The organism is Bacillus sp. FCW2 (genome assembly GCF_021228595.1).
Classification (GTDB): Bacteria; Bacillota; Bacilli; order Bacillales; family Bacillaceae; genus Bacillus; species Bacillus velezensis.
Genome location: NZ_CP089436.1, coordinates 75,666 through 90,483, shown reverse-complemented (window position 1 = coordinate 90,483; position 14,818 = coordinate 75,666). Strand labels below are relative to the sequence as shown.

The 14,818-nt window shown below is 47.5% G+C and carries 16 protein-coding genes; 8 read left to right on the top strand and 8 right to left on the bottom strand.

Annotated features, from left to right (window positions below; all coding sequences use genetic code 11):
* Positions 1–27: 27 nt before the first annotated feature.
* The gene (locus tag K3G25_RS00495) at positions 28–1,143 is read right to left on the bottom strand and encodes a mechanosensitive ion channel family protein (RefSeq protein WP_017417359.1); all 1,116 of its coding nucleotides are present in this window, start codon (positions 1,141–1,143) and stop codon (positions 28–30) included.
* A 160-nt stretch (positions 1,144–1,303) separates the two neighbouring features.
* The gene (locus tag K3G25_RS00490) at positions 1,304–1,408 is read right to left on the bottom strand and encodes a YhdX family protein (RefSeq protein WP_003155299.1); all 105 of its coding nucleotides are present in this window, start codon (positions 1,406–1,408) and stop codon (positions 1,304–1,306) included.
* Between the two features lie 169 nt (positions 1,409–1,577).
* Between K3G25_RS00490 and K3G25_RS00485 the strand changes: the two genes are divergently transcribed.
* Genes K3G25_RS00485 through crcB form a run of 3 tightly spaced genes read left to right on the top strand, consistent with a single transcriptional unit; the run spans position 1,578 to position 3,047 of the window.
* Positions 1,578–2,294, top strand: a complete 717-nt coding sequence (locus tag K3G25_RS00485; RefSeq protein ID WP_017417358.1) for a glycerophosphodiester phosphodiesterase — start codon at positions 1,578–1,580, stop codon at positions 2,292–2,294.
* Position 2,295: 1 nt separating this feature from the next.
* Positions 2,296–2,691: a fluoride efflux transporter FluC gene (locus K3G25_RS00480; protein ID WP_021494915.1), complete on the top strand. Its 396-nt coding sequence runs from the start codon at positions 2,296–2,298 to the stop codon at positions 2,689–2,691.
* Positions 2,688–3,047, top strand: coding sequence for a fluoride efflux transporter CrcB (gene crcB / locus K3G25_RS00475; protein WP_017417357.1), 360 nt, complete (start codon positions 2,688–2,690; stop codon positions 3,045–3,047). The genes K3G25_RS00480 and crcB overlap by 4 nt, the downstream gene beginning before the upstream one ends.
* Before the next feature lie 13 nt (positions 3,048–3,060).
* Here the strand turns inward: crcB and K3G25_RS00470 are convergent, their stop codons facing one another.
* From K3G25_RS00470 to K3G25_RS00460, 3 genes are all read right to left on the bottom strand, one after another.
* The gene (locus tag K3G25_RS00470; protein ID WP_021494914.1) at positions 3,061–4,449 is read right to left on the bottom strand and encodes a hemolysin family protein; all 1,389 of its coding nucleotides are present in this window, start codon (positions 4,447–4,449) and stop codon (positions 3,061–3,063) included.
* Between the two features lie 231 nt (positions 4,450–4,680).
* Positions 4,681–5,925, bottom strand: coding sequence for a beta-ketoacyl synthase N-terminal-like domain-containing protein (locus K3G25_RS00465; RefSeq protein ID WP_014417300.1), 1,245 nt, complete (start codon positions 5,923–5,925; stop codon positions 4,681–4,683).
* A gap of 32 nt (positions 5,926–5,957) precedes the next feature.
* A complete protein-coding gene (locus tag K3G25_RS00460; protein ID WP_031304436.1) occupies positions 5,958–7,142 on the bottom strand; it encodes a pyridoxal phosphate-dependent aminotransferase in 1,185 nt (394 codons plus the stop codon).
* Between the two features lie 179 nt (positions 7,143–7,321).
* On the opposite strand from K3G25_RS00460, the gene K3G25_RS00455 reads away from it, so the two are divergent.
* Both K3G25_RS00455 and K3G25_RS00450 read left to right on the top strand, forming a co-directional pair.
* Entirely contained in the window at positions 7,322–7,747 is a 426-nt protein-coding gene (locus K3G25_RS00455; RefSeq protein WP_007409263.1) for a Cu(I)-responsive transcriptional regulator, read from the top strand.
* A gap of 61 nt (positions 7,748–7,808) precedes the next feature.
* On the top strand, positions 7,809–9,143 hold the full coding sequence (locus K3G25_RS00450) for a hemolysin family protein (protein WP_003155308.1): 1,335 nt from the start codon (positions 7,809–7,811) through the stop codon (positions 9,141–9,143).
* 45 nt (positions 9,144–9,188) lie between these two features.
* Here the strand turns inward: K3G25_RS00450 and K3G25_RS00445 are convergent, their stop codons facing one another.
* Entirely contained in the window at positions 9,189–9,788 is a 600-nt protein-coding gene (locus K3G25_RS00445; protein WP_007610331.1) for a lysophospholipid acyltransferase family protein, read from the bottom strand.
* Positions 9,789–10,028: 240 nt separating this feature from the next.
* Here K3G25_RS00445 and sigM point away from each other — a divergent pair, with 240 nt between their 5' ends.
* From sigM to K3G25_RS00430, 3 genes are read left to right on the top strand one after another with little or no spacing between them, the layout of a single operon-like run.
* Entirely contained in the window at positions 10,029–10,520 is a 492-nt protein-coding gene (gene sigM / locus K3G25_RS00440) for an RNA polymerase sigma factor SigM (RefSeq protein ID WP_003155312.1), read from the top strand.
* Positions 10,510–11,586: an anti-sigma factor gene (locus K3G25_RS00435; RefSeq protein WP_087920756.1), complete on the top strand. Its 1,077-nt coding sequence runs from the start codon at positions 10,510–10,512 to the stop codon at positions 11,584–11,586. The genes sigM and K3G25_RS00435 overlap by 11 nt, the downstream gene beginning before the upstream one ends.
* Positions 11,574–11,864, top strand: a complete 291-nt coding sequence (locus tag K3G25_RS00430; protein WP_003155315.1) for an anti-sigma-M factor — start codon at positions 11,574–11,576, stop codon at positions 11,862–11,864. Before K3G25_RS00435 ends, K3G25_RS00430 begins: the two co-directional genes overlap by 13 nt.
* Positions 11,865–11,899: 35 nt before the next feature.
* Here K3G25_RS00430 and K3G25_RS00425 read toward each other — a convergent pair whose 3' ends face one another.
* Entirely contained in the window at positions 11,900–13,255 is a 1,356-nt protein-coding gene (locus K3G25_RS00425; RefSeq protein ID WP_014417298.1) for a sodium-dependent transporter, read from the bottom strand.
* 114 nt (positions 13,256–13,369) lie between these two features.
* Positions 13,370–14,773 carry a branched-chain amino acid transporter BcaP gene (locus K3G25_RS00420; protein ID WP_232489516.1) on the bottom strand — a complete coding sequence of 468 codons (1,404 nt, stop codon included), beginning with the start codon at positions 14,771–14,773 and terminating at the stop codon, positions 13,370–13,372.
* Positions 14,774–14,818: the final 45 nt, after the last annotated feature.

Sequence of the window (14,818 nt, the reverse complement as noted above, 5' to 3'; positions counted from 1 at the left end):
CATATCATGAAAAAAGAACGGCGCCTGTTATGCCCGTTCTTTTTCTCCGGAATGATCCTTCACATGAACCGGATCATCATGGCTCTTCTGTTTTACGAATACATTCTGGCCCGGATAGGCGAACTCCACGCCTTCCTCAGCAAAAATATCAATAATCCGGCGGTTGATATCCTGCCGCACGTCCAAGCTTTCCGCCCAGACGATGGTCTTTGTGTAAAAGTTGAAAAACAGATTATAATAGCTGTCCGCAAACACGTCAAAGTTAACCATAATCGTATCATCATGCACGCCTTCATGTTCACGAAGCATTTCTCTGAGCCTTGTGATGCACCGCTCTAAACGATCAATCGGCGTCGCATAAGAAACACGAACAGAAAACGTGACCTGGCGCTTCGTCATCCTCGTCCAGTTTGTGATGGCTTCCATGGACAGCGTTGAATTGGGCACAGTAACAAGCGCCCCCTGCGCCGTGCGGAACCTTGTGCTTCGGAATGTGATATCTTCAACGCCCCCCGTTACAGATGACGTCTCGACCCAGTCGCCGATCGTAAACGGCTTTTCCGTAATGATGATAATGCCGCCGAAAAAATTGCTGATCGTATCTTTAGCCGCGAGCGCAAAGGCCAATCCGCCAAGTCCGAGTCCGGCCACGAACCCGTTTACATCATAATTGAATTCCTGCGCGATCACACTGACGCTGAGCGCCAGAATGACAAAGCGCAGCACCTTGGATAAAAACGGCGCCAAAATGTCATCCATATCAAGCTCAAAACGCTGATTGACTTTATGAAATAAAAACGAAGACGCCGATGTCAGATTGCAAAGCCCCCAGGCGATCAGCGCAACGATCAGAGAGCGGTACATTTTTTTGATAATGTCCATCTGCCCGTCTAAAAACGGCGAATACTCAATCGCCAAAAACAGACCCAGCGCCACGAAAAACCATCTGGCCGGCTTGTCAAACGCTACGGCAATCTGTTTGAATATGTCGGTTTTCGGCTTGTTCGCCAATTTGTAAACGAGCTGAAAAAAGTATTTGACAAACAGTTTTCTCAAAACGAGAAAAGCCGCTAAAATTCCGATGCTGATACTGATCTGCGAAATATGGTCAAGCGTAAAAAAGCTCTGAAATTGTGTCATCATGGCATGCTCCTTTGTCTTGTCGAAAATCTATTATACTAAAACATTCGGACATCAGCTTCTTTTAATGTCTTTAGGCAGCCTGAAAAACCCCGGCATCAGAGCACAGCCGGGGTTTTCACACATTCGTTCATCTTTCAGCCAGATACAACAGGGTCAGGCACTATTTCTTCTTTGATTGTGTCTGTTTCAGGAGAGTCGCTTTTTGGATTTCGGCATCGGTTTCGGCCTTAATTCTTTCTTCCACTTTCAATCTCCCTTTTCCCATGATCTCGCCTCCTTTTTGCCATTATAAATCATCACTGCGGATTGTAAACCGAAAAAAGCACTATCTTTATTCCAAAAAAATACTGTTTTGCACATTCACCAGTTTGAATCGCTGTGCATATACGAATCTGATATAATAACAGAAATGCCCATGAGGGGAGCTGACAAGCTTGTATACCATCGCTCATCGCGGCGCATCCGGTTACGCGCCCGAAAATACATTTGCGGCATTTGATATCGCTGCCGAAATGAACGCTGATTTCATTGAGCTTGACGTCCAGCTCACAAAAGACGGCCAGATTGTCGTCATCCATGATGACAAAGTCGACCGGACGACGGACGGCTCCGGTTTTGTAAAAGATTTTACGCTGAAGAAGCTGCAGTCTCTGGACGCCGGCAGCTGGTATGGGGCTGAGTTTAAAGGGGAGCGGATTCCCCTGCTCGAAGAGGTCTTGAAGCGTTATCATTCTGAAATCGGATTTTTAATTGAACTGAAAGGGCACGTTTCTCAAGTCGGTCTTGAAAAAGCAGTCGGCCAGCTGTTAAGCAGGTTTTCCTTTTCCATCCACCCTATCGTTCAATCATTCAGCCTCAAGTCGATTCAGACCTTTCACGACATGTATCCGTCCGTTCCGACTGCAATTATTGCAAGACCCAGCTTCGGGATGTTTTCCAAAAGCCAGCTGGCCGCCTACAAATCAGCCGTACATTATGTCAATATTAAATATACCCGCCTGAATCGGTTCTTGATTTCAACCGCTCACAGACACGGCCTGAAAGTATTTGCCTGGACGGTCAGAAATCAAAAGACGGCCCAAAAGCTGCAAATGATGGCAGTTGACGGCATTGTAACTGATTTTCCGGATTTTATTTCTAAGGATGGCTGATATGAAACAATACATCGCAATTTTTATCGGAGGCGCGCTTGGCGCTTTGCTCCGCTTTGAAATAAGCGCGCACATTCACAGGGGTTTTTTCCCGGCGGCCACTTTCCTCGAAAACGCGGCGGGAAGCCTTTTACTCGGTCTTATTACGGGTTATTTCATCATTCGGGCTAAACGCCCTCTTTTGACCGCCTTTTTAGGAACCGGTTTTTGCGGAGGTTTCACGACGATGTCAACCTTCGCAAAAGAAACCATTTTTCTGCTGCAATCGTCTCCCGCAGCGGCTTTTTGTTATGCTGCCGCGACATTAATCTCTGGCATTGCCCTTGCATACGCGGGCATTTTCTGGGGACGGCGGATTGCCCTTCACGCAGCGGGAAGGGGGCATGATACGCCATGACGATTGTCCTGATGCTTATCGCAGCGGGTATCGGAGCGGTATTACGGTCTCTGCTGGGTAAAGCAATTTCAGAAAGAACAAAAGGTTTTCCGATTCCGCTTGGAATGGCTGCGGTCAACCTGCTCGGCTCCTTCGGCCTCGGCATGTTCACCGGCCTGGGCCTGGATAATCCTTCTGCCGGCATCATCATCGCGACGGGCTTTTTCGGTGCGTTTACGACCTTTTCCACGTTCAGTATTGAAGCCGTGCAGCTGATGATGAACAACCGCATAAAGGAAAGCCTGCTCTACATCGCTGTTTCAGCAGCCGGAAGCCTTTTGGCGTTCTGGTGCGGCTTTGTTATGATATCCATTTAAAAAAACCTTGAGCTTATTTTTCGCTCAAGGTTGCGTTATGAAGCATGACCGTTTCAGGCACGGGCAGCTGGCGGTTTATTGTTCTCTGACCGCCCGGGCGGCCCTGTTCTTCTTTGAGTTCAAGCTGTTTAATAAACCGGCCGTCCATTTCTAATATGAGGGCAGTGTATCCCCCGATTTGTATCGACTCACCCGCACAGATGTCAATATTCCGTTTCAGCACAAGACCGCCGATCGTGTCGACTTCCTCTTCAATCCCTGCGCCGAGAAGATGATTCACCTGATCAATCCGAACCTTTCCGTCCAGCACATAATGGCGTTCGGACAGCTTTTGAATCTGCGGCTGTTCGTCTTCATCAAATTCGTCTCTGATATCGCCGACGATTTCTTCAAGGATGTCTTCGGTCGTCACAAGACCGGACGTTCCGCCGTATTCATCAGACAATATCGCCAAATGAATCCGTTCTCTCTGCATTTTTATCAGCAGGTCGTGTATCGGGATCGTCTCGATGACTTCAATCACCGGGCGGACGTAAGACGTGATGGATACTTCCGCTTTTTCATCTTCTGTCATAAACAGCAGATCTGAAAAGAGATGCTTCGTATTGATCATGCCGATGACACTGTCTTTGTCCCCGTCCGTTACGGGCCAGCGCGTATATTTGTCTTTCAGCATCATATCAAGCATTTCCGGCACGTCCATATCAGTGGAAACAGCCGCGATTTCTTTTCTCGGGATCATGATTTCCTTGGCGATCCGATTATCAAAATCAAAAATTTTATTCACAAATGTATATTCAGACGGATTGATTTCTCCGTTTTTTAAACTTTCTGACAGCAGGATCCGCAACTCTTCTTCAGAGTGGGAGCCTTCATGCTCAGATGCCGGCTTTAATCCGGCCAAACCGGTCAGAATTCTCGCGGAGCCGTTCAGCACCCAAATAAACGGGAACATGAACACGTAAAATAACCGAAGCGGTCCGGCAATCCATAACGTCAGCTTTTCCGCTTTTTGAATCGCAACCGTTTTAGGCGCAAGCTCACCGACGACGACATGTAGAAACGTAATCAGCCCGTACGCCGCAGCAAAAGCAATCACATGCTCAGCAGAATCCGGCAGCCCCATACCCTGAAACACAGGATGAAGCATCCGCTCAAATGCAGGCTCTCCCAGTACGCCGAGCCCGATGGATGTGAGTGTAATGCCAAGCTGCGAGGCGGATAAATACTCATCAAGATCCGTAATGATACGCTTTGCGAGCACCGCCCGTCTGTTCCCTTCTGAAATGAGCTGATCAATTCTGGATCTTCTCACTCTGACGATCGCAAATTCACTCGCCACGAAAAATGCCGTTAACGCAATGAGCACACCGATTAAAATCAAACTGTCAATATCGTCCATTTCACCTTATCCCGAATTGAAGGATAAGGACGTCACCTCCTGATTTCATCGTTTTTTCTTAAGCGAGAGGAACGAAATGGGTGATTGACTATACAGAGGGCCCCATCCTGCCACCTCCTAAGTCAAAGCATGATTGTCATTTGTATAGTTTATTGTATCACAACTCCATTCTTTCATCATTTTCAGATTTTTTTATCATATAAAAAACAGCCTTCAAAAAGAAGGCTGCCGTTATCTGCTTCGGAAATGATTTTCTAAACAAAGCGCCGTATTAATCCCCCCGAATCCCATGCTTAAGCTTAACGCATGGTGTACGGTATGGATGCTCGGCCCGTCGGTCACCCACTGAAAAGAATCGTCAATCGGCTCCGTTAAGTTTCGGATCGGATGAAGCTTGTTTTCCCGCATTTGCAAGAGAGCAGCAATGATTTCCACCGTTCCGGCCGCACTCAGACCGTGTCCGGTAATCGATTTTGTCGCATTAATCCGCGCGTGCGACAGGCCGCTTTCAGAAAGCGCCCGGCATTCAGTCTTATCACCGATCGGCGAACCGGTGCCGTGCGGGTTGATGTAATCGATCTCTTTTGCTGAAAGACCGGCCCGCTCCAGCGCCTGGCGGATCACCGTCATTTCGCCCTCTGCTGAAGGATTCGGGTTGCGGTTTGCATCGGAAGCCATCCCCCAGCCCTTTAAGCCGGCCCACGAACGCGCGCCCCTCTGTTCGGCAGATTCAGCGCGTTCCAGCACAATCGCCCCGCACGCCTCTCCGAATATAAACCCGTCCGTATGCCGGTCAAACGGGCGGCAGGCGGCTTCAGGCCGTTCAGCGTATGTATCAGTGCCCATCGCTCCCAAAGAACGGAGAGCATGACACTCCATGTACGACAGATCGGCCAGCGCCCCGATCACGATACATCGGTCAAACAGGCCTCCTTTGATTCCTTGAGCAGCCTGGATAACCGCCGCCTGGCCGCTTGCCGACGCGCCGCCGACCGTAAAGGCCGGCCCTTTTATCCCGAATTGCTCCGTACAAAGCCCCGACAAATCACTATCCATAAAAGAAAGCCCGTATGTCGGATTTACAAATTGCGGCGTTTCACCGTTTTTCTCAAAGACCTGCAGCAATTCGCGCTGCGTCATATTCGAGCCGCCGATGATCAGACCGGTGCGGCTGTGGTCAGCGCCGTCTAATTGAGCGTCATGCCACGCTTCATATAAAGCGATAAGCGCCGTCTTTCCTGATAATGCGGCCCTTCGGTACAAGCGCTTGGACAGCGCGTCCGGCGGCGTTAATTCGCTAAGCTCCGCGCCGATAAACGAACTGCCTTTCTGCCGGCCGGGCCGTTTCATCACATCAAAGGCGTGCCGCCCCTCCATGAGCGCATCGAGAAACGCCTCCTTGCCTTGTCCGACCGCGGTTAAGACTCCGATTCCTGTAATGCTGATGTCTGACGTGCCATTATTTCTCCTCGACATTTGTCCGTTCTCCCATCTTTATGTATTGGAAGCTATGAAGAAAAATCTTGATACAGTGCTTTGAAAATATCGCGCGACTGTCTGATCTGTTCTGAAGGCACGCTGAAAGATAATCGGAAATAGCCGCTTTTTCCAAATCCGCTGCCGGGTACGATCAATAGTTTGTATTTCTGTGCGGCATGCATGCAGAACGCCACCTCGTCTTCAATCGGTGATTTCGGAAAGACGAAAAAGCCTCCTTTCGGCATTTCAAATTCGAAGCCGGCTTCTGTGAGGATGTCCACCATAAGGTCTCTCCGCTTTCTGTAAGGTTCAGCGTCAATCGAAAGATCATCCATTTTCGCCACGGCGCGCTGCATCATGACCGGAGCGTTCACAAAGCCGAGCGTCCGGTTGCAGAAAACGAACGCATCCGTCAGAAGATCGCCCTCAGGCATTTGGGCGTCTGCCGCGATATACCCGAGCCTTTCCCCCGCAATGCCGAGATCTTTACTGAACGAACTGACTAAAATCACGCGGTGATACGCCTGAAACGGATTCGCCTGCTCTTCTCCGTAGATCAGCTGGCTGTACGGTTCATCAAATAAAATAAATATGCTTTGGCCGTTCCGCTCTTCGGTTTCTTTTAATAAGGCGCCCAATTCGTTAAGGTTTTTCTGGCTGAGCACAGTCCCCGTCGGATTATGCGGCGTATTAACGATCAGTCCTTTCGTACGGGGGGTGATCGCACCTTTAACCGCTTCAATATCAATCTCAAATGAGTCAGTCAGCGGGCGGATGACGGGTCTGCCGCGGTAATTTTCAACATACGCTTTATATTCCGCAAAATAAGGCGAAAGAAGGATGACTTCTTCCTCCGGGTTTAAAATGCTCTTCAGCGCGACATTCAGCGCCCCTCCGGCTCCGACCGTCATGACTGTATGCCTGGCGGAAATTTCTGTCTGAAACCGTTCTGACAAAAAGCGCGCAACCTTTTCTCTCGCCTCCGGAAGCCCTTGGTTTTGTATGTATCCGTGCCGCCCTGTTTCAGCCGCTTCGCAAAGCGCCTTTTTAAACGTTTCAGGCGGCTCCGCAACCGGATTTCCTATTGAAAAGTCAAACACCTTATCGGCGCCGAACTCTTTTTTCAGCCGCGCGCCTTCATCAAATAGTTTGCGTATCCATGAACCTTTCTCCAGATTCTGTGTCACTTCCCGTGATAAACCGGCCACTGTCATCTGTCCCTTCTGTCTTTTTCTTCCGTTTCTATTTACAATGATTATGAAAGATTTACCTGGCGCAGTCAACGCTTTTTCAGACAGCCTGCCGCGCCGTTTCAGGAGAAAGACGGAAAACAATAAACTTGTGCAAACTCCCCTTCATATATTAAACTATTCTCATAACTATAACGTGATGGTTGGGGAGGGATTTAGATGGGGCTGAGACTTATCGCATCAGTGAATTAGCAGAGCTTGCCGGTGTAACGAAACGCACGGTGGATTACTACACAAACCTCGGGCTTTTAAAGCCTGACAGGTCTTGTTCGAACTATCGTTACTACGATACACTTGCACTTAATCGGTTAAAGTTTATAGTCGCTTGTAAAAAGCAGCGATTGGCCCTGTCTGATATAAAAGATCGACTGGAGAACCAGTTTCCCTCTTCAGCCCTGCCTGACGATATTGGAAATCTGGCATCGGAAATTGATCACATGAATCAAAACATCTCCGTGATCTTGAATCGGTTTGAAAAGCTTGAACCAGAGGAGCGCGCCCAGCTGAAAAAAAGGCTGGCTCCTGAAAAGCTTGCAGTGCTTCAATCATTTATGCTGCTGTTAAGTTAAACCATTATCTTACTAACAGGAGGTGTTACCTTCATCTTCCCAAAAGGAGTGAAGGTTCTAATTGGACATTGTGAATTTGATTTTAGTCGCGGTTTTAATCGCGCTGACGGCATTTTTCGTAGCATCTGAGTTTGCGATAATCAGAATCAGAGGCTCACGGGTTGACCAGCTTATAGCAGAAGGAAATAAAGCCGCAATCGGTGTCAAAAAAGTGACCACGCATTTAGATGAGTATTTATCGGCGTGCCAGCTCGGCATAACATTGACTTCCATCGGTCTTGGTGTCTTAGGCGAATCAACGATTGAACGCTTGCTTCATCCGCTTTTCACAAAGATAAACGTACCAAGCTCATTATCGCATATTATTTCATTTATTCTCGCCTATGCGATCATTACATTCTTACACGTGGTCGTGGGAGAATTGGCGCCGAAAACAGTCGCCATCCAGAAAGCGGAAGCCGTTTCAATGCTGTTTTCGAAACCGCTCATTTGGTTTTACCGCATCATGTTCCCGTTTATCTGGCTTCTGAACAACTCCGCCCGTCTTTTAACGAAGACGTTCGGTCTGGAGACGGTGTCTGAAAATGAGCTTGCCCACTCTGAAGAAGAGCTGCGCATTATTTTATCGGAAAGCTATAAAAGCGGTGAAATCAACCAGTCTGAATTTAAATATGTGAACAAAATCTTTGAATTTGACGACAGACTTGCAAAAGAAATCATGATTCCGCGTACGGAAATCGTCAGTCTGCCGCATGATATCAAAATCTCTGAAATGATGGACATCATTCAGATTGAAAAATATACCCGGTACCCTGTCGAAGAGGGTGACAAAGATAATATTATCGGCGTTATTAACATTAAAGAAGTGCTGACCGCCTGCATAAGCGGCGAAGTATCAGTCGACTCGCCGATTACCGATTTTGTCAATCCGATCATCCATGTGATTGAGTCGGCACCGATTCACGATCTGCTTGTAAAAATGCAGAAGGAACGGGTTCATATGGCGATTCTGTCGGATGAATACGGCGGAACCGCGGGGCTTGTCACCGTTGAAGACATTATTGAAGAAATCGTCGGGGAAATCCGTGATGAATTTGATATTGATGAAATCAACGAAATCCGTAAACTCGGCGACGGCCATTACATGCTTGACGGCAAGGTCCTGATTGATCAAGTGAACGAACTCCTCGGCATCCATTTGGAAAATGACGAGGTCGACACCATCGGCGGCTGGTTCCTTACCCAGAAATACGACGTCGAACAATACGACTCGATTATCGAAGAAGGCTGCGAATTTATCATTAATGAAATTGACGGCCACCACGTCGCATATATCGAAGTGAAAAAACTGGCGTTTGATGAACTGCTGGAAACCGCCGAACAAAAAGAAGCATAACAAAAAAGCTTGCGCGTCTGATACAGACGGCAAGCTTTTTTTCATTTACAATTGTTCAAGTTTTTTCTCAAGCTCTTTAATTCTGGCATTCAGCTCTTCTGTCATGGCCGCCAGCCTCTCCTTCGGCGCAAGATCGGAAAAGTCCTCCAAAAAAATCGGCTCGCCTATGATAAGCCGCATTTTTCCCTTTTTAAACAGCGCTTTTCCCGTAGACGGCCCTTTATATGCGGCCGGAACGAGCGGCGCTTTCCCCATTTGGGCGATGGTCACGGCCCCTCTTTTCAGCGGGACGTCTTCAGAAGTTCTCGTACCGCTCGGAAAAATCCCGACAATCTTTCCTTCCTTCAGAAGCTTAATCGGCGTTTTAATGCTGCTCGGACCCGGATTTTCACGGTCAACCGGGAACGCGTGAATCTTCTTCAAAAAACTTCCGATCCACTTTTTCTGAAACAGCTCTTTTTTCGCCATATAATGAATCTGATGGGGCAATATCCCGACACCGAGCGTGAGGACGTCCACCCAGCCCGCATGCGTGCACGCGATAACAAATCCTTTATCAGACGGAAGATTCTCTTTATTGTACACTTTCACTCCTCCGCGCAGGGATAGAATGCATTTGATGGCATTTGCACAAAACTTATACATAACGCACTTCCTTTGTTGTAATGATCAAAAGTGTTCTCTCTCTCTATTATAACAATATTTTTTATTACCTGGTACTAATAATTATATTTTTCCTCTGCCGATCTCTATCTTTTATGACGGTTTTTGGGTACTATAGAGAAATGGTGTTTGATGAGGTGAAAATGAATTTAAGCCGTTTGCATGGAACGTGCAACTTTAAACCTTTCTTATGCGTGTATAACATAGAGGGGAGAAAAGGCAGTGACGATCGATGAAATTTACCAAATGTATATGAATGATGTTTACCGGTTCCTGCTCTCCATGACAAAAGACAAGCATCTCGCTGAAGATTTGCTGCAGGAAACCTTTATGAGGGCATACATACACATTCACTCCTACGACCACAGCAAAGTAAAGCCATGGCTTTTTCAAGTGGCGAGAAATGCGTTTATAGATTATGTCAGAAAACATAAAAAGGAAGTGACCATTTCCGATGACTTAATTGGGAGCCTTTTTCAGACGGCTGTTCAAAGCCCGGCTCATCAGATTGAAATCAAGGAAGTGCTGACAGGGTATATGTCCGAACTTCCCGACAATTATCGGGAGGCCTTAACACTGTATTATTTAAAAGAACTGAATTACAAAGAAGCATCCCATATTATGAATATTTCAGAGGCTAATTTTAAAAGTGTTTTATTTCGTGCCAGACAGCGGCTGAAAGCACTTTATAATAGAGGTGTTAATGATGAATGAAGAATTTAAAAAGCGTTTTTACCAATACAAAAATGGAGAAATGAGCGACCGGGAAATGGCCGCCTTTGAAGAAGAGCTGGAAAAGCTGGAAGTCTATCAGGAGTTGATTGAAAGCGAAATGCAGGACGACCGGGAATGGGACGTCGGCATCAGCCCGGAAAAACAGAAGGCCATTTTATCATACGGAAAACGCAAATCGTATTTGCGGATTTCAGTTCTCGCCGTCATCTCCACTTTGATGATTTTGCCGCTTTGCACTTTGGGAAGCTACCTCTATTACGGTCTGGGAGGAAAGGAAAGCACCGGCAATCAATTAATGGAGACCGCGGCAGTGACGGTGGCGACCACAATGCCGAACGTCCTCGTCGATACCTCCGGACTGAAAAGCCAGGTGAAGCTGTTTGGAATGAATACGGAATTTCCGCTGCAAAAGCAGATCGGCACAAAAACGAAATCCGTCGGCGGAGAACGGATTGAAATGTTTTTAGATACGGTCAAATCACCTGCCGTTAACTACTATGATCTAGACGCGGCACAGGCAAAGCATTATTTCGCCCATCCTTCCGGCTTAAAGGAACGCACGATTGAAAAAGCCGGTCAGACATTAAAAAAATTGCCTGAAGGAAGCGTGGCGGAGGTCTATCTTTCTTATGACAGGGCCTACCCTTCTTCTCAAGTATATTCGACTTTTAAAAAATACGATGTGAAGTTTCTATGGAACGCGGTCGAAACGGAGAAAAATCTGAAAGACAGTCCTTATGCCGAGCCGTTAGGATTTCCCGGGAAAGATTCTAAGATGGTGTCCTCTTTCGAAACGCAAGGACAGACAGACCGTGAACAATTTATCAATGCCCTTGAATTTATGTCCCGCCATAAAAAATGGGCGCATGCAATATCGAAACGAAAAGACATGAATCTTGGCAGCCGAATCGACTATGTTGAACATCACGGAATGAACGTATACGGCTCTGTCGTGACGGGGCCGACAAAAGAAATCGAACGTCTGCTGAAAAACAAAACAGTAAAAGCAGCAAACATCGGTGAGGTGGAATTATGGAATTGGTAAGAATTTTTAAAGAGCATAATGTTTTCGGCTGGATATCAGTCGGTACCGCGATTTTGTCGCTGCTGCTTTTGAACGTGGCAATCATCAGCAATGTGACTTTCTATTCTTATCAGATGCTGCCGTTTGCGATGGCCGCCGTGCCGTTCGGCATCATTGAGCTGTTTATTAAAAAAGGACGGACGGGCCCGGGACTGCTCGGTGTCATTCTCAATCTGTTCGTCATTGTCTGTGTATATACGATCGTTGCGGTTGATACGAATCTGCAATTCGGTTTTTAAACATAAAAACAGGCCCTTTTACGGGGCCTGTTTTTTTAAAATGAAAGAACGCCGATTAAATGCAGCAATACGACGATGATAGCCAGCGGCACGAGATATTTCAAAAGGAAATACCACACCTGAAAGAAACGATAGCCGATGGCTGAACCGCTTTTCATCTCGGCAAACAGCTCCTGCTTCGGTATTTTCAGCGGGACGAAGATTGATATTAATAAAGCGCCGAGCGGAATCAGCACATTGCTGACGGTGAAATCCGCAAGATCAAAAAACGTTTTTCCGAACAAATGAACATCACCGAGAACACCGTATGATAAACAGGACGGAATTCCGACTAAGAAAATGAGCAGACCGCTTGTCCACGACAGCTTCTTTCTTTTCGTTTCATCACCTTTCCCCACAGTCGCCACGATAATTTCCACCATTGAAAAGGCCGAAGTCAGTGCGGCGAAGAAAAAGACCGCCAGAAAGCTGATAAAAAACAGCGAGCCGAACGGCAGCCGGTCAAACACAGCCGGCAGCACGGTAAACAGCAGTGTAGGCCCTTCATCCGGTTTAAAGCCGAATGAAAAAACCGCCGGGAAAATGGCCAGTCCCGCAAACAGCGTAACGAGCACATTCATCATAACAATGGAACCCGCCGAACCCGGAAGATTTTGGGTTTTCGGCAGATACGAACTGTATGTCACCATGACCGAAACACCGAGCGTTAATGTAAAAAACGCCTGTCCTAAAGCATATAGGATGGATTCCGGCGTCAAATCTTCAAAGTGCGGAACCAATAAAAATTTAATCCCCTCAACGGCATGATCGAGCGTGACTGATCGCAGCACTAGCAATAGAAACAGTACAAATAAAATCGGCATCAGCACCGCACTGACACGTTCAATCCCTTTCTGCACGCCTTTTGCCACGACCGCTACCGTCATGATCATAAATACAAGCTGCGCAACGAGAGTCTGGATCGGATTTTCAATGACCGTTCCGAACACCGTGCCGTACTGCTCCTGAGTGAGCCCGGATAAAGAACCCGTAACGGCTTTTAACACATAAAGCAAAATCCATCCGCCGACAACACTGTAAAAAGACAAAACTAAAAAACAGGCCGCCACACCCACATAACCCGTAAGGTGCCATACCGACTTCGGCGCGGCTTGTTTGTAGGCATCAATCGCATTTGTCTGGCTCCGTCTTCCGAAAATAAATTCACCGAGCAAAAGCGGATAGCCTAAAAGCACGGTAAAGAGGACGAATACAAGAAAAAAAGCGCCTCCTCCGTTCGTACCCGCTACGTAAGGGAACTTCCAAATGGCTCCCAGGCCGATCGCCGAACCGGCAGCGGCCATAATAAATCCTATTTTTGAGGCCCATTGAACCCTTTTTTGGTCAGACACGACTTTCCACTTCCCTTCCGCCCTATATTATCCCTTATTCACTGCGATAACTTAAGCCCATTTCAATATGTTTCATTATTCCGAAAAATAAAAAGGAGCGGCGGGTGCCGCTCCTTACAAATCCCCGTTTAATTTCGAATGCTTTCTCGAATATAAGAAATAAATCACCAGACCGATGATCAGCCAGATAAAGAAACGGAATATGGTGGTGGCGCCGAGGTTAATAATCAAAAACACGCAGAACAGAATGGACAATATCGGAATAAAGGGAACCCCCGGACATTTAAAAGCCCTCGGCAGATCAGGCTGTTTCTTTCTCAATACGATAACCGCCACTGAAATCAGGACAAACGCGGCAAGCGTGCCGATGTTCACCAGCTTCGCCAGTTCATCAAGCGGGACGAGCGAACCGAGTAATGCTGACAGGATGCCGAACACCCATGTCACCACGTGCGGCGTTTTATGTTTCGGATGGACTTTTGAAAGCGCCCCCGGCACCAAACCGTCACGGGACATGGCAAACATCACCCTCGTCTGGCCGTACAGCATGACGAGCATCACCGTTGTCATTCCCAACACTGCGCCGATATCAATAATCCCGGCCACCCAATTCTGACCGGCCATCTGCAGGACGAGAGACACGGGATGGTCAACGCCTTCAAAGCGGGCAAACGGAACGACGCCCGTCATAATCGCCGATACGGTCACATACAGCACGGTGCAGACGATTAATGAAAAGATAATTCCTTTCGGCAGATCCTTCGCCGGATTTTTCGTTTCTTCAGCGGCGGAAGAGACGGCGTCAAAACCGATAAAAGAGAAGAAAACGAGCGCCGCGGCACTGAAAACACCGCCGAACCCCATCGGTATAAACGGCTGCCAGTTGTGAGGTTTGACATATACGGCCGCAACGGCGATAAACAATAGAACAACCAGAACCTTCAAAATGACCATAATATTATTGACCCGCTTCGATTCCCTAATGCCTAAGTAGAGGAGGAATGTAATCGCAAGCACGATAACAAATGCGGGGAGATTAAAGAATGTGACCGTGCCTTTTATTGACCCCGGCGCGGCCGTTAATGCGGTCGGAAGATGAATGCCGAAGCCCGCCAAGAATGATTGAAAATAGCCGGACCATCCGACCGAAACCGCGCTGACGGCGAGCATATATTCCAAGATTAAATCCCATCCGATAATAAACGCGAGAAGTTCACCCAGTGTCGCATAAGTAAACGTGTAGACGGAACCGGAAACCGGGACGCTTGAAGCAAATTCGGCATATGACAGAGCCGCAAATAAACACGCAAGAGCGGCGATGACAAATGAAACGGTCAGCCCCGGCCCCGCCGTGACAGCGCCTGTTCCGGTTAATACAAAAATCCCCGTTCCGATGATGGCCCCTATCCCCAGAAGGGTCAAATCAAAGGCCCCTAACTCTCTTTTCAGCGACTTTTTCCCGCCCGTTGCGGCAAGCAGGTCCTGAATGCTTTTCTTTCTGAATACGCTCCCCTTCATCTGCTTCACTCCTTGTAAACCAATATATGTTAGAATATTCAGATA

Coding starts and splice junctions, on each gene's coding strand:
- K3G25_RS00490 (WP_003155299.1), bottom strand. CDS start 1,408: ATGGGAAAAGGGAGATTGAAAGTGGAAGAAAGAATTAAGGCCGAAACC.
- K3G25_RS00430 (WP_003155315.1), top strand. CDS start 11,574: ATGGAATTGGTAAGAATTTTTAAAGAGCATAATGTTTTCGGCTGGATA.
- K3G25_RS00460 (WP_031304436.1), bottom strand. CDS start 7,142: ATGACAGTGGCCGGTTTATCACGGGAAGTGACACAGAATCTGGAGAAA.
- K3G25_RS00420 (WP_232489516.1), bottom strand. CDS start 14,773: ATGAAGGGGAGCGTATTCAGAAAGAAAAGCATTCAGGACCTGCTTGCC.
- K3G25_RS00435 (WP_087920756.1), top strand. CDS start 10,510: ATGATGAATGAAGAATTTAAAAAGCGTTTTTACCAATACAAAAATGGA.
- K3G25_RS00495 (WP_017417359.1), bottom strand. CDS start 1,143: ATGATGACACAATTTCAGAGCTTTTTTACGCTTGACCATATTTCGCAG.
- K3G25_RS00480 (WP_021494915.1), top strand. CDS start 2,296: ATGAAACAATACATCGCAATTTTTATCGGAGGCGCGCTTGGCGCTTTG.
- K3G25_RS00470 (WP_021494914.1), bottom strand. CDS start 4,449: ATGGACGATATTGACAGTTTGATTTTAATCGGTGTGCTCATTGCGTTA.
- K3G25_RS00465 (WP_014417300.1), bottom strand. CDS start 5,925: ATGTCGAGGAGAAATAATGGCACGTCAGACATCAGCATTACAGGAATC.
- crcB (WP_017417357.1), top strand. CDS start 2,688: ATGACGATTGTCCTGATGCTTATCGCAGCGGGTATCGGAGCGGTATTA.
- K3G25_RS00445 (WP_007610331.1), bottom strand. CDS start 9,788: ATGTATAAGTTTTGTGCAAATGCCATCAAATGCATTCTATCCCTGCGC.